The 18,578-nt window shown below is 66.2% G+C and carries 17 protein-coding genes and 1 tRNA gene; 2 read left to right on the top strand and 16 right to left on the bottom strand.

Features of this window, described 5'->3' with window-relative positions; all coding sequences use genetic code 11:
- Positions 1–7: 7 nt before the first annotated feature.
- Entirely contained in the window at positions 8–592 is a 585-nt protein-coding gene (locus D103_RS0104040) for a histidine phosphatase family protein (RefSeq protein ID WP_038028257.1), read from the bottom strand.
- Between the two features lie 113 nt (positions 593–705).
- Positions 706–1,302 carry a histidine phosphatase family protein gene (locus D103_RS0104035; protein WP_018875902.1) on the bottom strand — a complete coding sequence of 199 codons (597 nt, stop codon included), beginning with the start codon at positions 1,300–1,302 and terminating at the stop codon, positions 706–708.
- 164 nt (positions 1,303–1,466) lie between these two features.
- Between D103_RS0104035 and D103_RS0104030 the strand changes: the two genes are divergently transcribed.
- Positions 1,467–2,291, top strand: coding sequence for a proteasome-type protease (locus D103_RS0104030; RefSeq protein WP_018875901.1), 825 nt, complete (start codon positions 1,467–1,469; stop codon positions 2,289–2,291).
- Between the two features lie 39 nt (positions 2,292–2,330).
- Here the strand turns inward: D103_RS0104030 and D103_RS0104025 are convergent, their stop codons facing one another.
- Positions 2,331–3,290 carry an alpha-E domain-containing protein gene (locus D103_RS0104025; protein ID WP_038028255.1) on the bottom strand — a complete coding sequence of 320 codons (960 nt, stop codon included), beginning with the start codon at positions 3,288–3,290 and terminating at the stop codon, positions 2,331–2,333.
- Between the two features lies 1 nt (position 3,291).
- Positions 3,292–4,740, bottom strand: coding sequence for a circularly permuted type 2 ATP-grasp protein (locus D103_RS0104020; protein ID WP_018875899.1), 1,449 nt, complete (start codon positions 4,738–4,740; stop codon positions 3,292–3,294).
- Positions 4,741–4,870: 130 nt separating this feature from the next.
- Here D103_RS0104020 and D103_RS0104015 point away from each other — a divergent pair, with 130 nt between their 5' ends.
- Positions 4,871–5,149, top strand: a complete 279-nt coding sequence (locus tag D103_RS0104015) for a hypothetical protein (protein ID WP_018867809.1) — start codon at positions 4,871–4,873, stop codon at positions 5,147–5,149.
- A gap of 125 nt (positions 5,150–5,274) precedes the next feature.
- Here the strand turns inward: D103_RS0104015 and D103_RS0104010 are convergent, their stop codons facing one another.
- From D103_RS0104010 to D103_RS0103955, 12 genes are all read right to left on the bottom strand, one after another.
- Positions 5,275–5,892 carry a class I SAM-dependent methyltransferase gene (locus D103_RS0104010; RefSeq protein ID WP_018867808.1) on the bottom strand — a complete coding sequence of 206 codons (618 nt, stop codon included), beginning with the start codon at positions 5,890–5,892 and terminating at the stop codon, positions 5,275–5,277.
- A 67-nt stretch (positions 5,893–5,959) separates the two neighbouring features.
- A complete protein-coding gene (pnp, locus tag D103_RS0104005; protein WP_018875898.1) occupies positions 5,960–8,047 on the bottom strand; it encodes a polyribonucleotide nucleotidyltransferase in 2,088 nt (695 codons plus the stop codon).
- A 121-nt stretch (positions 8,048–8,168) separates the two neighbouring features.
- Complete coding sequence (gene rpsO, locus D103_RS0104000; protein WP_018867806.1) at positions 8,169–8,438, bottom strand: 30S ribosomal protein S15; 270 nt, start codon at positions 8,436–8,438, stop codon at positions 8,169–8,171.
- A 124-nt stretch (positions 8,439–8,562) separates the two neighbouring features.
- Positions 8,563–9,522: a tRNA pseudouridine(55) synthase TruB gene (gene truB, locus D103_RS0103995; protein ID WP_018875897.1), complete on the bottom strand. Its 960-nt coding sequence runs from the start codon at positions 9,520–9,522 to the stop codon at positions 8,563–8,565.
- A gap of 31 nt (positions 9,523–9,553) precedes the next feature.
- Positions 9,554–10,021: a 30S ribosome-binding factor RbfA gene (gene rbfA / locus D103_RS0103990; protein WP_018875896.1), complete on the bottom strand. Its 468-nt coding sequence runs from the start codon at positions 10,019–10,021 to the stop codon at positions 9,554–9,556.
- Complete coding sequence (gene infB / locus D103_RS0103985; protein WP_018875895.1) at positions 10,021–12,738, bottom strand: translation initiation factor IF-2; 2,718 nt, start codon at positions 12,736–12,738, stop codon at positions 10,021–10,023. The genes rbfA and infB overlap by 1 nt, the downstream gene beginning before the upstream one ends.
- Positions 12,739–12,825: 87 nt before the next feature.
- A complete protein-coding gene (gene nusA, locus D103_RS0103980; protein WP_018867802.1) occupies positions 12,826–14,322 on the bottom strand; it encodes a transcription termination factor NusA in 1,497 nt (498 codons plus the stop codon).
- A gap of 74 nt (positions 14,323–14,396) precedes the next feature.
- Complete coding sequence (gene rimP, locus D103_RS0103975) at positions 14,397–14,852, bottom strand: ribosome maturation factor RimP (RefSeq protein WP_018867801.1); 456 nt, start codon at positions 14,850–14,852, stop codon at positions 14,397–14,399.
- 213 nt (positions 14,853–15,065) lie between these two features.
- Positions 15,066–15,142: transfer RNA gene (locus tag D103_RS0103970), tRNA-Met, on the bottom strand.
- Positions 15,143–15,202: 60 nt separating this feature from the next.
- A complete protein-coding gene (locus tag D103_RS0103965; protein WP_018875894.1) occupies positions 15,203–15,547 on the bottom strand; it encodes a DUF2818 family protein in 345 nt (114 codons plus the stop codon).
- Positions 15,548–15,550: 3 nt separating this feature from the next.
- Entirely contained in the window at positions 15,551–16,999 is a 1,449-nt protein-coding gene (gene nuoN, locus D103_RS0103960) for an NADH-quinone oxidoreductase subunit NuoN (protein ID WP_018875893.1), read from the bottom strand.
- Between the two features lie 13 nt (positions 17,000–17,012).
- Positions 17,013–18,527 carry an NADH-quinone oxidoreductase subunit M gene (locus D103_RS0103955; RefSeq protein ID WP_018867798.1) on the bottom strand — a complete coding sequence of 505 codons (1,515 nt, stop codon included), beginning with the start codon at positions 18,525–18,527 and terminating at the stop codon, positions 17,013–17,015.
- Between the last annotated feature and the right edge of the window lie 51 nt (positions 18,528–18,578).

The following is an 18,578-nucleotide window of genomic DNA, read 5'->3' as shown; positions in this document are numbered from 1 at the left end:
TCCTGGCTCAGTGCATCAGGTCATCGGGCTGCAGCGTTCCGAGCAGACGCGGCCCGTCGGCATGCGGCTCGAACACGGCCATCTCGGCCTCGTCGATCTCCACCTCCGCGGCGTGGCGCAGGTTCAGGTCATGGCCCACGATCACAATGTTCTTCTCCGGGGCCTCGGGCGGCGTGTTCAGGTGCTGCCGCAGCCCTTCGATCAGGTCCTCGCGGCGCGCATCGTCCTGAATAATCGGCAGGTTGTAGAGTTCGGTCCGGATCTCGTACTCGCCGAACCCGTAGTGCGCGGTCTCCCAGTTACGGCAGAACTCGCTGGTCAGCACCTGCTCGACCGGTATGGCGTGCCGCTCGAAGCCCTTGCCCACCTGCCGCGCCTGTTCCCGCCCGCGGGTGCTCAGGTTGCGCTGCCCTTCGCAGTCCGTCATGTCGGAGAGGTCATAGTCGTCGTGCGACCGATCCGTGGCCGCATGCCGCCAGTAGATCACCAGCCCGCCCGCCTGCAGGCGCTCGATCAGGGCCTTCGGTGCCAGCGGCTCGGCGCCGGCCGGGGCCACCATCGCCAGCATCAGGGCCAGTACTCTACCCACCATCCCGTTCCTCACCACATCACCCCCGATCTTTCCGCCCTCCCCTTTGCGTAGACGCTCCGGCGTCATTCTGCCCGGCCACGCGACCCCGGCCCGCCAGGGCGGGCCGGGGTCGCTTAGTCGAAATCCTCGGGGGTCAGTATGCCGAGCACGCGGGGCGCATCCCCGCCCGGCTCGAACACCGCGATCTCGCCTTCGTCGATGCGCACCCGCGCCGCGCGCTGGAGGTTGATGTTGTGCCCCACGATCACCACGTTGCTGTCGCCATCCTCCGGCGGCGTCACGAGATAGTCCCGCAGGGCCGTCACCAGCGCCTGCTGTCGCTGACGGTCGCGCACCGGCGGCACGTTGAACAGGTCGTCCCGAACCTCCCAGGAGCCCTCGCCGAAGGCGATCCGGGCGCTGTCGATATTGCGGCAGAACGCCGAGCTCAAAATGCGCTCGACCGGGATCGCGTGACGTTCGAAGCCGGCGCCGACCCGGCGCGCCTGCTCGCGTCCGCGGTCGTCCAGATTGCGCTGCAGTTCGCAGCGGCTCATGTCGGTCAGGTCCTGATCGCGGCGGCTGTGATCGGTCGCGGCGTGGCGCCAGTAGATCACCAGCCCGCCCGCCTGCAGGCGCTCGATCAGGGCATCGGGCTCGAGCGCATCGGCACTCGCCAACGTGGGCAGGAACAGCAGGGTCAGCAACAGCCACAGGCCGGAACGAAACATCGGCATCTCCTCGCAAGAACACGCATTCAGTAGGCCTGCAGACCACGCGGCGGGGGCACCGGTTCGGTGCATCCGCCGACGGCACTCAACGCGACACTGCGTTGACGCCCCCCGACCCCAGCCCTAGTATGCCGTCACTGCCTTGCCCGGAAACCCGCGCCCCCATGACCTACTGTGTCGCCATCGACCTGGACGACGGCCTCGTCTTCGCCTCCGACTCCCGCACCAATGCGGGCGTGGACCAGGTGAGCACCTACAGCAAGATGCACACCTTCGAGATCGAGGGGCAGCGGGTATTCGTGGTCCTCGCGGCCGGCAACCTGGCCACCACGCAGTCGGTGGTGCAGCAGCTCAAGCGCGACATGGAGGAAGGCGCCGAGGAAAGCCTGGCGACGGTGGAGCGCATGTCGGATGCCGCCGAATACCTCGGCCGGCTCAACCGCGAAGAGGCGGAGAAGCATTCCGAGGCCCTGTCCCGCTCCGGTATTAAGGCCGAGGCCACCCTGATCATCGGCGGCCAGATCGGCGACGATGCCCCGGCGATCTTCATGGTCTACCCGCAGGGCAATTACATCACCACCTCGCAGCAGACGCGCTTTTTGCAGATCGGCGAGAGCAAGTACGGCAAGCCGATCCTGGACCGCATCATCGAACCGGCCACCCCGCTGGGGGATGCCGCGCGCTGCGCGCTGGTCTCCATCGACTCGACCATTCGTTCGAACCTGACTGTGGGGCCCCCGATCGAGGTGATGGTCTACGAGCGCGGCACCCTGACCTTCGACCATTACCTGTGCCTGGAGACCGACGACGCCTACCTGCGCTCACTCACCCAGGCCTGGGACACCAACATCAAGAAGGCCTTCACCGACCTGCCGCGCTTCGACTGGGAGTCCGCCCACGCGCGCAAGCAGCGCGGGACCCGCGTCAGCCGCGGCTCCGGCAAGGCCGCAGCGCCCGCTTCGAGCAAAGCGAAAAAGTCCCGCCGCTGAACGGATCGCAGTTTCACCCGCGATCCATCGACTACCTCCCTATGCCGCCTGGGTCTGGGTTTGCGCCGGCGCGATCCGGAACCAGGTCTCCACGTTCGCACCGTGGATGTCCCCGATATCCCGCTGCAGCACATCCATGAAGGCATGCAGGCCGTCTTCCGCGATCAGCTCCTCCACATGCGCGCTGGAGGCGTGGCGGCGCGCCTGGATCACCAGACGCAACGGCAGTTCGTTGCGTGGCAGCTTCTCCAGCGCGTCCTGCACCTGAGTCAGGGCGTGGGTCACCGAACGCGGGAAGGCGGTGTCCTGTAGCAGGAACCGCACCACGTCCACACCGTTGATCCGCCGCTTCACATGCTGGCGGTACATCTGAAAGCCACTCCCCGAACGCAGGATGCTGGTCCATAGCAGCCCCTCGTAGGGCTCGGGATCCTCGCCGTCCTTTTTCAGGAGTTTGAGGGCGCCCACGTCGACATGCCGGGTGGACATGTCGGCGCGCTCCAGATTGCGCCCCAGGCGGATGAAGTCATAGGCCGCATCATGACTCATGGTGCCAGCCAGCAGCCCCGTGAGGGTCTGGCAGCGCTGAACCACCTCGGACAGAAACTCGAACCGGCCGCGCTTGCCGATGCCCTGATCGATATGGTCACGGGCGAACAGGTACAGCTCGTTCATCACCTCCCACGCCTCGGAGGGAACCAGGTCGCGGGTGGTACGCACATTCTCGCGCGCCGACCGCAGGGAGTTGAGCACCGAGCTCGGGTTGTCGGCATCCGCCAGCAGGAATTTCACACAATTGCGTTCATCATCCCGCTGGTAGTGATTGTCGAACAGGCCCTCGTTGCCGGTGACCTCCACCAGGCCCTTCCACGACACCTGCACCGATTTCGGCATGTCCAGCGCCAACAGATTGAAGGCCGTGACCATGCGTGCCGTATTCTCGGCGCGCTCGACATAGCGCGCCATCCAGTAAACGCGTTCGGCGACTCTCGAGAGCATCTCAGTTCTCCTCGTCCACGATCCAGGTGTCCTTGCTGCCCCCGCCCTGCGAGGAGTTCACCACCAGCGAGCCCTTGCGCATCGCCACGCGGGTCAGTCCGCCGGCGGTCACGTCGGTGCGCACCCCCTGCAGGATGAACGGGCGCAGGTCCAGATGGCGCGGCTCGATCTCGTCGCCGCACAGGGTCGGGGCGACGGAAAGATCCAGCGTCGGCTGGGCGATATAGTTGCGCGGGTCCTTCTTGATCAGCTGGGCAAACTCGGCCCGCTGCTTCTTGGTCGCGTGCGGGCCCACCAGCATGCCGTAGCCGCCGGACTCGTTGGCCGGCTTCACCACCAGCTCGTCGAGGTGGTCCAGCACATAGGCGCGATCCTTCTCGTTCACGCAGAGATAGGTCGGCACATTGGGGATGATCGGCTCCTGGTCCAGGTAGTAGCGGATGATGTCCGGCACATAGGCATACATCACCTTGTCGTCGGCCACGCCGGCACCGGGGGCGTTGGCCAGGCCCACGTTCCCCTTGCGCCAGGCGCGCATCAGGCCGGGCACGCCCAGCATCGAATCGGGGTTGAACACCTCCGGGTCGAGGAACTCGTCATCGATGCGCCGGTAGATCACGTCCACGCGCTCAAGACCGTCGATGGTGCGCATGTAGACGCAGTCGTCGTCCCCGACGACCAGGTCCGCGCCCTCCACGAGCTCGGCGCCCATGCGCTGGGCCAGGAAGGAGTGCTCGAAGTACGCGGAATTGTAGATGCCGGGCGTCAGCACCGCGATCTCGGGATAGTCCTGCGGGCGCGGCGAGATCGACGCCAGCATGTCGAACAGCTGAGTCGGGTATTCGTCCACCGGCAGGATGCTGGAGCTCTCGAACATCTCCGGGAACACGCGCTTGGTGACCTGGCGGTTCTCCAGCATGTAGGAGACCCCGGAGGGTACGCGCAGGTTGTCCTCCAGCACGTAGAACTGCCCCGATCCGTCGCGCACCAGGTCGGTACCGCAGATATGCGCCCAGACGCCCTGCGGCGGCTTGATGCCGATGCACTGCTCGCGGAAATTCTTCGACTGGTTCAGAACGTAGCGCGGGATCACCTTGTCCTGAAAAATGCGCTGCTCGTTGTAGATGTCGTCGATAAAGAGATTCAGCGCGTTCAGGCGCTGCTCCAGCCCGGCGGACACCTGGTCCCACTCCTTGCGCGCGATCACCCGGGGGATGATGTCGAACGGCCAGGCGCGGTCGATATTCTCGCCCTCGGTATACACCGTAAAGCTGATCCCCATCTCGAGGATCGCGCTGTCCGCGGCCTGCTTGCGGCTGTGGATCTCGCCCTCGTCCAGCGAGGCCAGGTATTCCGCCAGCGCCTTGCCCGGCCCGCGCGGCTTGCCGGGCTTATTGATCAGTTCGTCATAGAACGGGGCGGGGTCATAGCGCTTCCAGTCGATGGCCATTCGTCGGATCCTCTGACGCGGTGGGCGGGTTCCTCTACAGTAACGCCTTTTCCGACCACTGGCGCGACGGCCAGGGCCACTCAGACGTCTCACTGAGGCTTTCGTCCGCTACAGCCCGACCGAGGTTCCCATGCCCGACGCACTCGAACACCGCCTGATCGCGCTCTTCCAGCACCCGAAGATCCAGGGCTGCAACTGGCAGCCGCGGCTGTTCTGGCACGCCGCCGCGGACGGGTCACCGTTTGGGCGCCTGCGGGTGGACGGGGGCGAACTGGAGGTCTTCCTGGCCACGATCGTCGGCGAGGCGTCCACCGAGCAGGCGCGCCTGGACCGCGAACAGGACGGGAGAGGACGCTTCATCGCGGCCAATGCGCGCCGCCACGAGCTGCCGCTCTTCACACGCCTCTGACACACCCCGGAATCATCACGCGCCCCGTCATCGCGAGGAGCGTAGCGACGTGGCGATCTCCCGGGGCGGCCCCTGCGGGGCATTCCAAGGCAGTGCTTGTAGCGGAGCCCGGCGAGCGGCGCCGCTCAGGCAGGCTTGCGGAATTCGACCTGTTTCCAGTAGCCGAACAGGCTGGCCGGGGCGACCATGCAGGGTTCCTGCCCGGTGACGCGGACAAAGTCCTCGAACTCCATATCGGGGCGAAATCCGACGGCCTTGGACAGCGGGCGCAGGCAGCGCTCGAAGCCGCGCAACAGCCATTGCTGCGAGGCGAAGTGATTCACCACCAGCAGGCGACCGCCGGGGCGACAGACCCGCCACATCTCGGCGAACAGGGCGTCGGGGTTCGGCACCACCGTGGCCACGTACATCGCCACCACCGCATCGAAGCTGTTGTCGGCAAAGCCGAGTTGCTCCGCGTCCATTTCGCAAAGCCCGGATACGGCCGGGAGTCCCCCGTTCAGGCGGCCCCGTGCGACCTCCAGCATCTCCCGGGAGACATCGATCCCGACGACCTCGCAGTCGTCCGGGTAGTCCGGCAGCGAGATGCCCGTACCCACCCCGACCTCGAGGATGCGCTTGCCGGAGAGCGGTGCCAGGGTTTCCTGCGCACTTGCGCGCCCGGTCGCGAACACCCGCCCGAACGTCGCGTCGTAATGACGGGCGTAGCGCCGGTAGCTCTTGCGAATGCTGACGAGATCCATGCCGAAGCGTCCCGAATCTGAATGGCCGGGCACCGCAACCCGGTGCCCGTGAACGAAACGAGCCCGATCAGGACTCGGGTTCGACTGCCTTCATGCTCAGACGAATGCGCCCCTGCTTGTCCACTTCGAGTACGCGAACCGTCACGGAATCCCCCTCGGCGAGGAAATCGCCCACGTTCTCGACTCGCTCGTCGGAGATCTGCGAGATGTGCACCAGGCCGTCGCGGCCCGGCAGGATGGAGACGAACGCGCCGAAATCCATGATCTTGGCGACCTTGCCGGTGTACTGCCGGCCCACCTCGATATCCGCGGTCAGCTCCTCGATGCGGCGCTTGGCCTCGAGACCCGCCGCCTGGTCGGTGGAGGCAACCTTGACCGTCCCGTCGTCCTGGATGTCGATGCTCGCGCCGGTCTCCTCGGTCAGGGCCCGGATGGTGGCCCCGCCCTTGCCGATCACATCGCGGATTTTGTCCGGGTTGATCTTCATGGTGATGAAGCGCGGCGCGTGGGAGGACATCTCGTCGCGATGACGCGGCAGCACCTCGTTCATGCAGCCGAGGATGTGCATGCGGCCCTCGCGCGCCTGCGCCAGCGCCTGCTCCATGATCTCGCGGGTAATGCCGTCGATCTTGATATCCATCTGCAGGGCGGTGACGCCGTCCGACGTCCCGGCGACCTTGAAGTCCATGTCGCCCAGGTGGTCCTCGTCTCCGAGGATGTCGGACAGCACCGCAAAGCGGTCCCCTTCCTTGATGAGGCCCATCGCGATCCCCGCGACCGGCGCCTTCAGCGGCACCCCGGCATCCATCAACGCGAGCGACGTACCGCACACCGAGGCCATGGAGCTGGAGCCGTTGGATTCGGTGATCTCGGAGACCACGCGGACCACGTACGGGAAGTCCTCGTCGTTCGGCATGGCCGCGGCGACGCCGCGCTTGGCCAGACGCCCGTGCCCGATCTCGCGGCGCTTGGGCGAGCCCACGAATCCGGTCTCGCCGGTGCAGTAGGGCGGGAAGTTGTAGTGCAGCATGAAGCGGTCGCGGCGCTCGCCCTCGATCGCGTCGATCACCTGGGCGTCACGGTCGGTCCCCAGCGTCGCGACTACCATGGCCTGGGTCTCGCCGCGCGTGAACACCGCGGAGCCGTGGGCACGTGGCAGCACGCCGGTGTCGATGCGGATCGGGCGGACCGTCTTGTTGTCGCGGCCGTCGATGCGCGGATTGCCGTCGAGGATGCGATCGCGCACCAGACGGTACTCGAGATCGTGGAAGGCGGTCTTGATGGCATCCGCCGATGGGCCGGACTCGGCGTCGCTGGCGAGGGCCTCGACGGCCTGGGTACGCAGCTCGCCGATGCGCTGGGTACGCGCCTGTTTCTCGGCAATCTGGTAGGCCTCGACCAGGGCATCGCCCACTACGGCCTTCACCTGATCCTCCAGCGAATCGCTGGTGGCCGGGGCCTCCCACTCCCAGGCCGGCTTGCCGGCCTCGGCCGCCAGCTCGCGGATCGCCTGGATCGCGGCCTGCATCTGCTCGTGGCCGAACATGACCGCCCCCAGCATCGCCTCTTCGGAGAGTTGGTTGGCCTCGGATTCAACCATCAGCACGGCATTCTCGGTGCCGGCCACGACCAGATCGAGGTCGGACTCCTCCAGCGCGCTGTAGGTCGGGTTCAGCAGGTACTCGCCGGCGCGGTAGCCAACCCGCGCGGCCCCGATCGGACCCGCGAACGGGACCCCGGACAGCGCCAGCGCCGCGGACGTGCCGAGCATCGCGGGGATGTCGGGATCCACCTCGGGGTTGATCGACATCACCGTCGCGACCACCTGGGTCTCGTTCTTGAAGCCTTCCGGGAACAGCGGGCGGATCGGGCGATCGATCAGGCGCGAGGTCAGGGTCTCCTTCTCGCTCGGACGCCCTTCGCGCTTGAAGAACCCGCCGGGGATCTTGCCCGCGGCGTAGGTGCGTTCCTGGTAGTTCACGGTCAGGGGAAAGAAGTCGCGTCCCGCTTCGGCCTCCTTGCGGGCGACCACGGTGACCAGGACCACGGTCTCGGCCATGTTGACGAGGACGGCGCCACTGGCCTGGCGAGCGATGTCACCGGTTTCGAAGGTGACCGTATGGTTTCCGTACTGGAACGACTTCTTGTATGCCACGTTATTTCCCGTTTCCCGTGTTCATCCAACGTTGATGCCTGAATTCTGGCCTTCGCGGGCCATTGCGCGGCCCCGAAAGCGAACAGGCCCGCACCAGTGGCGCGGGCCTGTCGTGCCGGCCTTAGCGGCGCAGCCCAAGCTCCTGAACCAGGGCCTGATAGCGGTCCTGGTCGTGGCGCTTGAGGTAGGTCAGCAGCTTGCGACGCTGGCTGACCATCTTCAGCAGGCCGCGGCGCGAGTGATGATCCTGCTTGTGCTTGTCGAAGTGCCCCATCAGATGCTGGATGCGGGCCGTCAGCAGCGCGACCTGGACCTCCGGCGAACCGGTGTCGTTGGCATCGCGCTTGTGCTTCTCGACGATGGCCGATTTTTCTTCGGTAGTGAGCGACATGAAAACCTGACTCCTGAGATTACTTGACCGTTAATCGACCAGTGGCGCTGGCGATAGGCGCGCAATGGTACCACGGCCCACGCCGGCATGAACAGAATACAACCACCCGCTTGCCGGGCCGCCGTCAGGCCGCGGGAACGAACAGCCGCCGCGCCCGCACCTGCCCCGCGTCGTCGCGCACCCCCACCGCCAGGAAGGCCCCTGCGGCATCGAACACCCGGACCAGGGCCCAGCCGGTTTCGGCCTCGCGCGGGGCATCGGACGCGCCCGGGGCCTCGGCGATCACCGCCGTCGCCGCCGCGGGATTGCCATGGCGCATGGCGGCACTGGCGGCTGCATCCAGGGTCACCGCCGGCCAGTGCGCGAGCGCCGCCTCGGCGGGTTGCAGCAGGGCTTCGATGGCCGCGGCCCCGCCGGCCTCGAACGCGGCCTCGACCGTCTCCAGCGACACCATGGACTCGGCATCGAAATGGCCATGCCCGACCCGGTGCAGGGTATCCACCGCCGCACCGCACCCCAGCGCATGCCCGATATCGGCGACCAGCGACCGGATGTACGTGCCCTTGGAGCAGTGCACCTCCAGGCGCAGCCGGTCCGGGGCGGTCTGCTCGATACGCAGGGAATGTATACGGACCGGGCGCGGCGGCCGCTCGACCTCCACCCCGCGCCGCGCCAGCTCGTACAGCCGCTGGCCCTGGTGCTTGAGCGCCGAGACCATCGGCGGGACCTGGGCCTGATCGCCGCTGAAACGCTGCTCCAGCTCGCGCAGGGTGGTCGAATCAATCGCCGGCACCCGGGACTCGCGGATCACCTCGCCATCGAGGTCGGCGCTGTCGGTCTCCACTCCCAGCTGTGCCTCGGCGATGTAGCGCTTGTCCGCATCCAGCAGCCAGCCGGAGACCTTGGTCGCCTGACCGAAGCACAACGGCAGAAGGCCGGTCGCCCGCGGGTCCAGTGCCCCGGTGTGACCGGCCTTCTTCGCCTGCAGCAGATACTTGACGCGACCCAGCGCCTGGTTGGAACTGCGCCCCCGAGGCTTGTCCAGCAACAGGATGCCGTCGACCTCGCGCCGCTTGCCCGCCATGGATGGATCGCCCGACCGGAAACGCCGGGGCTCAGGCCCCGCGTTCCGGCCCTTCGCCCGGGTCACGGGCGTCCTCGGCATCCCCCTCCGAGGACCCGCCGCTACCGTCCCCGGCATCGGGATCGTCCGCGTGGTGCGCACGATCCTCGGCCAGTGCCTGGTCGATCAGCGACGACAGGTGCGCCCCGCGCTCCGGGGTGTCGTCGTAGGTGAAGCGCAGTTGCGGCACCGAGCGCAGGCGCATGCGCTGCCCCAGAGCCCGGCGCAGGAACCCGGCGGCATTGTTCAGCCCCTGCTGCGCCTCCGCGCCCTTCTCGGCTCCGCCCAGCTGGGTGAAATACACCCGGGCATGAGCCAGGTCGCGGGATACCTCGACCCCCGCCAGGGTGATCATGCCAACGCGCGGATCCTTGACCTCCATGCGGATGAGCTCGGCCAGCTCGCGCTGAATCTGCTCGCCGACCCGGTCCGAGCGATGAAAGTCGCGGTTTCCGGGCATCAGAGGGTCCGTGCCACCTCGACGCGCTGGAAGACCTCGATCTGGTCGCCCGCCTTCACGTCGTTGTAGTTCTTCACCGCGATCCCGCACTCGGTGCCGGCCTTGACCTCGTTCACGTCGTCCTTGAAGCGACGCAGGCTTTCCAGCTCGCCCTCGTAGACCACCACGTTATCGCGCAGCACGCGGATCGGGTTGCCACGCTTGACCGAGCCCTCGACCACGAGACAGCCAGCGACCTGGCCGAAGCCGGAGGCCTTGAACACATCGCGGACCTCGGCCAGACCGATCACCTCTTCGCGGATCTCGGCCGACAGCAGGCCGGACAGCGCCTGCTTCACGTCGTCGATCGCCTCGTAGATCACCGAGTAGTAGCGCACGTCGATCTCGTTCTCCGCGGCCAGGCGCTTGGCGCCGGCATCGGCACGCACGTTGAACGCGATCACGATCGCCTCGGAGGCCATCGCCAGGTTCAGGTCGGACTCGGAGATCCCGCCAACCCCGGCAGAGACCACCTTCACACGCACCTCGTCGGTGGACAGCTTGATCAGCGACTCGCGCAGGGCCTCGGCCGACCCCTGCACATCCGCCTTGATCAGGATGTTCACGGTGGCGATCTCGCCTTCCTGCATCTGGTTGAAGATGTTCTCCAGCTTGGCGGCCTGCTGCGCGGCCAGCTTGCGCTCGCGCTGCTTGGTGTCGCGATGTTCAGCCACCTCACGGGCAGTCTTGTCGTCCGCGACCACCAGGACCTCGTCACCCGCCTCCGGCACACCGGACAGGCCGAGGACCTCCACGGGCATGGACGGACCGACTTCCTTCACCGCCGTGCCGGTATCGTCGAACATCGCCCGCACACGGCCGTACTCCTTGCCCGAGAGCAGGATGTCGCCGTGCTTGAGCTTGCCGGACTGGACCAGGATGGTGGCCACCGGGCCTCGGCCCTTCTCCAGGCGCGATTCGATGACCACGCCACGCGCCGGGCCCTCGTCCGGGGCCTTCAGTTCCATCACCTCGGCCTGCAGGCCCAGGGCCTCCAGCAGTTCGTCGATCCCCTGTCCGGTATGGGCAGAGACTTGGATGAACTGGGTATCGCCGCCCCAGGCCTCCGGGATTACCTCGTGCTGGGCCAGCTCGTTCATGACCCGCTCCGGTTCGGCCTCCGGCTTGTCGACCTTGTTGACCGCGACCACAACGGGCACACCCGCCGCCTTCGCATGCTGGATAGCCTCTATGGTCTGCGGCATCACGCCGTCATCCGCGGCCACCACCAGGATCACGATATCCGTGGACTGGGCGCCCCGGGCCCGCATCGCGGTAAACGCGGCATGGCCGGGCGTATCCAGGAAGGTCACGCCGTCGTGGTTGTTCTTCACATGGTAGGCGCCGATGTGCTGGGTGATGCCACCGGCTTCGCCGGAGGCGACCTTCTCCTTGCGGATGTAGTCCAGCAGCGAGGTCTTGCCGTGGTCCACGTGACCCATCACGGTGACCACCGGCGGGCGCGGCTTGGCCTCGGCGGTCTGCTCCAGACCGGTATCGATCTCGTCCTCGACCGAGGTCTCCTTGGCCGCGATGGGGTTGTGCCCCATCTCCTCGACCACCAGCATCGCGGTGTCCTGGTCGATGGACTGGTTGATGGTGGCCATCACACCCATGCCCATCAGCGCCTTGATCAGCTGCGGCGCCTTGATCGCCATCGCCTGCGCCAGGTCCGCCACGGTAATGGTCTCCGGCACCTCGACATCCCGCACCACCGGCGCGGTCGGCTTGGCAAAGCCATGCTTGCTGGTCACCGCCTGGGCGGCCGCGGACTGGGCCTTGCGGCTCTCGCCCTTCTTGCGGCGCCCGCGACGATCGCCGGCCACATGCAGCTCCTTGCGATCGTCCTTGCGCCCACCCTTGCGAGCACCCTTGCCGGCCTTCGCATCGCCTTCCGGCGCCGTGGGCGCAGCCGCCCTGGCCGCCGCCTCGCGTTCCAGACGGGCCTGTTCTTCCTTCTCGCGCTTGGCCTCCTGGGCCTCCAGTTCCTTCTGCCGGCGCTTCTGGCGTTCCTCGCGTTCAGCCGCCTCCTGCTTGCGTGCCTCGGCCGCCTTGCGCTGGGCCTCGCGCTCGGCCTCGACCTGCAGGGCCAGCTGCTCGGTGCGGCTCAGCGGACGCTTCGGCTTGGCCGGCTCCGGCTCCGGTTCCGGCGCGGCCTCCTCGGCGGGCGCCGCCTCGACGGGTTCGGGTTCGGGCTCCGGCTCGGCGGGCGCCTCGGGCTCCTCGACCGGGGCTTCCTCGGCCGCCGGGGTCTCCTCGACCGGCGACTCGGCGACCGGCTCCTCCACCGGGGTCCCGGCGCGGGTCTCTTCGGGGGCCTCCGGCGCCGGGGCCTGTTCCTCGACCGCCGGGGCCTCTTCTACCGGCGCCTCGGGCTGCGCCTCGGCGGGCTTGCGCTTCAGCGTGCGCTTCTTGCGCACCTCGACGTTGACCGTCTTGGAGCGGCCCTGACCGGAGCTGACCTTGAGGGTCTGCGCCTGGGTGCGGCGTTTCAGGGTCACGCGCCCCGACTCGCCGCCTTCGCCGTGCGACTGGCGGAGGTGATCGAGCAGCTTGCGCTTTTCGGCATCGGTGATCGCCGCCTCGGGACCATCGACCTCGACGCCCGCCTCCTTGAGCTGAACCATGAGGCGGTCAACCGGTGTCCCCACCGATTCCGCGAATTGCTGCACTGTCATTTGCGCCATGGCGCCTACCTCCATTCCAGATTCTTTTCAGGCCTGCCGACAGCCCGGATACGGGTTCGCGATAACGGCGACCGGGGCTTAATCCCCGGTCTCGAACCACGGGGCGCGCGCGGTCATGATCAGCGCCGACGCCTCTTCCGTATCCAGACCGGTCATCTCGACCACATCGTCGGATGCCTGCTCCGCCAGGTCCTCCATGGTGCACACGCCATGTGACGCCAGCTTGTTCGCCAGCGCCGCGGTCATGCCCTCCATGTTCAGGAGATCCTCGGCGGGCTGATAGCCCTCACGGCCTTCCTCGGCCGCAATGGCCTTGGTCAGAAGCGCATCGCTCGCGCGGTTGCGCAGCTCCTCGACCATGTCCTCGTCGAATTCCTCGATCGCGAGCAGCTCGGCCTCGTCTACGTAGGCCACCTCGTCCAGGGTGGTAAAGCCTTCCTGGACCAGAATGCCGGCGACTTCCTCGTCGACATCCAGGGCCTCCATGAAGAAAGTGACCAGCTGTTGTGCCTCGGCCTCGCTCTTCTCGGCCGCCTGTTCCTCGGTCATCACGTTCAGCTCCCAGCCGGTAAGCTGGGAGGCCAGGCGGATGTTCTGTCCGCCGCGACCGATCGCGAGCGACAGCTTGTCCTCCTCGACCGCGATGTCCATCGACTGCTTGTCCTCGTCGACCACGATCGACAGGACCTCGGCCGGCGACATCGCATTGATCACGAACTGGGCCGGGTTCTCGTCCCAGACGATGATGTCGATGCGCTCGCCCGCCAGTTCATTGGAGACCGACTGCACACGCGAGCCGCGCATGCCGACACAGGCCCCGACCGGATCCAGGCGCGGATCGTTCGAGCGCACCGCGATCTTCGCGCGCATACCCGGATCGCGCGCCGCGCCCATGATGTCGATGATGTTCTGCCCGACCTCCGGCACCTCGAGCTTGAACAGCTCGATCAGGAACTCCGGCGCGGTACGGCTGAGGATCAGCTGCGGGCCGCGCGCCTCGGGACGGATCTCCTTGAGGAAGCCGCGCAGCCGGTCATTGGTGCGCACCGTCTCGCGCGGGATCATGTGCTCGCGCGGGATCAGCGCCTCGGCGTTGCTGCCAAGATCCACGTAGGTCCCGTTGCGATCGGTGCGCTTGACGATACCCATGACCAGCGTGCCTACGCGATCCTGGTACTCCTCGACCACCTTGGCGCGTTCGGCCTCGCGCACCTTCTGCACGATGACCTGCTTGGCGGTCTGGGCGGCGATACGCCCGAAGTCGACGGCCTCGACCGGCTCCTCGATCACGTCGCCAACCTGCGCATCGGGGTTCTTCTGCTGGGCATAGGACAGCAGGATCTGGTACTCCGGGGACTCGAACTCCGGGTCCTCGTCGTCCACCACGGTCCAGCGGCGAAAGGCCTCGTAGTCGCCCTCCTCGCGGTCGATGCTTACACGCACGTCCATCTTGCCGCCGTGGTACTTGCGGGTCGCCATCGCCAGGGCCGATTCCAGGGCGTCGAAGATGATGTCCTTCTCCACTCCCTTCTCGTTCGCCACGGCATCGGCGACCAGCAGGATCTCCTTGTTCATGTCTTGCCTCTCCGCACTCGGCAGTCACCTGCCGATTCAACAAAAGCGTAGCAGCGTCCCACGCAGCAGCCGCGTTACAGCTGCTCCAGGACGCGCGCGTTGTGGATCGCGGCCAGCGGCAGCTCGTAGGCCATGCCGTCCACTTCCACCTCGATCATGGGTTCGTCCACCGACAGCAGCACGCCACGGAAATTGCGGCGATCGTGCTCCGGCCATGACAGGCGCACCTTCACCGGGTGTCCGATGTAGCGCCGGAACTGCTCGGGGGTAAACAGGGGGCGTTCAACGCCCGGGCTGGAAACTTCCAGGGTGTAGTTGCCCTTCAGGACCTGCTCGACTTCCAGTACCGCGCCCACCTGCTCGCTGACCCGCGCGCAGTCATCCACGGTGACGCCGTTCTCGCCGTCGATAAAGATCCGCACGACGGGCGGCTTGGAACCGGCGTGATACTCCAGCCCCCAAAGCTGCATTCCCTCCCCCTCGACCACCGGGGTGAGCAGCGTGTTCAGTTGTTCAGCCTTCTGCGACAAGGGCGTCTCGATCGACTCCGTCCCGATGGCGGGACCCGGAAACAAAAAAAGGGCGCCGAACGCCCCTCGTACACCTCTAACGATGGCTGCAGCGAAACGTCCGCTGCGAGGCGCGCGGGAGCGCGGCCTTAAGGACCCAACCCGGCCGCGAGCAGTTGCGGCCGGACCATCGATCCTTAACAAAAAGGCCCCATACGGGGCCTCTCTGACAATTGGTAGCGGGGGCAGGATTTGAACCTGCGACCTTCGGGTTATGAGCCCGACGAGCTGCCAGACTGCTCCACCCCGCATCCGAGACGCAGAACTATACCAAAGCGCCGCCCTGGCCCGCAAGAGCTGGCGGCGATTATTTACCGGGTGCGGCGCTCGCCGGTACGCAGATGCGGGCGCAGGTCGTAGCGCCAGATGTACCCCGGCAGCGCGAACATCGCGAACAGCGACAGGGTGATGACATAGAACTCCCAACCCTGCGAATGGATGCCACCGGTTGCCTGGAACTCCAGCCCCTTGCCGATCAGCCCGGCGAGGATATAGAGCCCGAACCACTCGAAGATCCGGGTCCAGGGCCCCTTGGTCCCATTTTTCGGCAGCACCATCAACGCGATGCGTTCACTCAGCCACGGCAGGTTCGCGCTGATGAACGCGACTGCCACAAACCCCCAGACGAGGGCCTCGAACGGAATCCACTGTGTCACGACTTACCCAATGATTGCGTAGTGGGTGAGAGACAGCAGAAGCCCCGGGAAAATTCCCAGCAGCAGTACCGCCAGCCCGTTGATGCTGAGCGCGGTGGCCAGGGCGCCGGACGGCTGCACCGGCTCCTCGGCGCCCTTCTGCGGGTCATCGAAGAACATCATCTTGACCACGCGGAGGTAGTAGAAGGCGCCGATAATGGAGAAGATCACCGCAACAATCGCCAGCCACACCAGGTCCGCGCCCACGGCCGCCTGGATCACCGCCAGCTTGGCGTAGAACCCGACGGTCGGCGGCACGCCGGCCATCGAGAACAGCAGCAGCAGCATGATGAAGGCGAACCAGGGGTTACGCTTGGCCAGGCCCTTGAAGTCGTCGATCTGGTCGGCTTCATACCCCTTGCGCGACAGGAACACGATCATGCCGAAGCCACCGGCCGCGGTGATCGCGTAGACGATCACGTAGAACATCGCCGAGGCGTAGCCGCTGTCGGTCCCCGCCAGGATGCCCATGAACAGGAAACCGATATGGGCAATGGTCGAGTAGGCGAGCATGCGCTTGATACTGGTCTGCGCGATCGCGATCACGTTGCCCACCGCCAGCGACAGCACGGCCAGGATGATCAGCATCCCCTGCCAGTCCGCGTGCATCGGGCCCATGCCCTCCACCAGCAGGCGCATCAGGAAGGCGAACGCGGCGATCTTCGGCGCGGTGGCAATGAACAGCGTCACCGCCGTCGGGGCGCCGTCGTAGACATCCGGCACCCACATATGGAACGGCACCGCCCCCAGCTTGAAGGCGACGGCCACCACCAGGAACACCAGGCCGAACACCAGCGGGATGTTCAGGCTGTCGTCCGCGGCCACCAGCTCGGCGGCGATCACGGCGATATCCAGCGAGCCGGTCATGCCATAGATCATCGACATGCCGTACAGCAGCAGGCCGGAGGCCAGCGCGCCCAGCACGAAGTACTTCATCGCAGCCTCGGTCGCCCGGCTGTTGTCGCGCCAGAAGGCGACCAGCGCGTAGGACGACAGCGACAGCAGCTCCAGGCCCAGGTACAGGGTCAGCAGGTTGTGCCCGGAGATCATGATCATCATGCCGAGCACCGCAAACAGGCCCAGCACGTAGAACTCGCCCTTGTGGATACCGCGCTCCATCAGGTACGGACGGGCATACAGGAACACCAGGAAGCTGGTCACGTACACCGCGATCTTCAGGATGTCGGCCATTGGGTCCTTCACGAAGGTATCCGAGAAGGTCAGGACCGTCTCCGGCCCCATCAGCCACAGCGTCAGGCCGGCCGCCGCGACCAGCGTCGCCTGCACCAGGCCGTAGGTGACATCGCGCCGCGAATCCGGCAGGAACGCGTCGATCACCAGGATCAGGCACGCCATCCCGAGCACGAACATCTCGGGCACGGCGGGGAGGAAATTGGGGATCTCGAAATTCATGTCAGGCGTCCCTTCAGAGCTTCGACTGCGCGATATGCGCCACGAGGTGGTCGATGGTCGCGTTCATCACATCCAGCAGCGGCGCCGGCCACACACCCAGCAGCAGGGTGAAGAAGGCCAGCACGCCCATCAGGAAGAACTCGCGGCGGTTCATGTCGGACAGGCCGGCCACGTTGTCATTGGCCACCGCGCCGAAGATCACGCGCTTGACCAGCCACAGGGTGTAGCCCGCGGCCAGGATCAGCGTGGTCGCGGCGAGGAAGGCGATCCAGAAGTCCGCCTTGAACGCGGCCAGGATGACCATGAACTCGCCGACGAAGCCGGAGGTGCCCGGCAGCCCGGTGTTGGCCATCGCGAACAGCACGAAGAACGCGGCGAACCACGGCATGGTGTTCACCACGCCACCGTAGTCGGCGATCTGCCGGCTGTGCAGGCGGTCGTACAGCACGCCAACCGCGAGGAACATCGCCGCCGAGATGAAGCCGTGCGAGATCATCTGCACCATGCCGCCGGCAATACCCAGCGAGGCCCCTTCCCAGTCACCGGTGTTGGAGTAGATGTAGAAGGCGAGGAAGAAGCCCAGGGTCACAAAACCCATGTGCGCGATCGACGAATAGGCGATCAGCTTCTTCATGTCGCTCTGGATCAGGGCGACCACCCCGATGTAGACGATCGCGATCAGCGACAGCACGATCATCAGCGTATCCAGCACCGCGCTGGCATCCGGGGTAATCGGCAGCGAGAAGCGCAGGAAGCCGTAGCCCCCGATCTTCAGCATGATCGCGGCCAGGATCACCGAGCCGCCGGTGGGCGCCTCCACGTGCGCATCCGGCAGCCAGGTATGTACCGGGAACATCGGGATCTTCACCGCGAACGCCATGAAGAAGGCGAGGAAGATCAGGATCTGCGCGGTCATGCCGATCTGCAGGGCATGGAAGTCCTGGATCAGGAAGCTGCCGGACTGGATGTACATCCAGATCAGCGCAACCAGCATGAACACCGAGCCGAGGAAGGTGTAGAGGAAGAACTTCAGCGTCGCATAGACGCGCCGCGGCCCGCCCCAGATCCCGATCACCAGGAACATCGGGATCAGCATCGCCTCGAAGAACACGTAGAACAGCACCGCGTCCATCGCCGCGAACATGCCGATCATCAGGCCTTCCATCACCAGCATCGCGGCCATGTAGTAGGCGATGCGGTCCTTCACCGATTCCCAGGCCGCCACCACGACCACCACGGTGATCAGCGTAGTCAGCAGGATCAGCGGCATGGAGATCCCGTCCACACCCAGGTGGTAGTTCACGTTGAACGCGGGAATCCACGAAGCCAGCTCCTGGAACTGCATCTCCGCGGTGCCACGCTCGAACGCGAACCACAGCGGCAGACTGGCCACAAAGGTCGCCACGGCCACCGCGAGCCCGAGCCGCCGCGCAACATGGGGCGCGTCGCGCCCGGCGGCAAGCACCAGGAAGCCGCCGAGAATCGGCAGCCAGATCAACAGACTCAAGATAGGCCAGTCAGCAAACATGGTCGTTCCTTGAAACAGCGATGGGCTTCGAGCGCATGGGTGACGAAGCCG

This window comes from Thioalkalivibrio sp. ALE31 (genome assembly GCF_000377405.1).
Taxonomy (GTDB): Bacteria; Pseudomonadota; Gammaproteobacteria; order Ectothiorhodospirales; family Ectothiorhodospiraceae; genus Thioalkalivibrio.
This window is presented reverse-complemented; position numbering and strand designations above follow the sequence as displayed.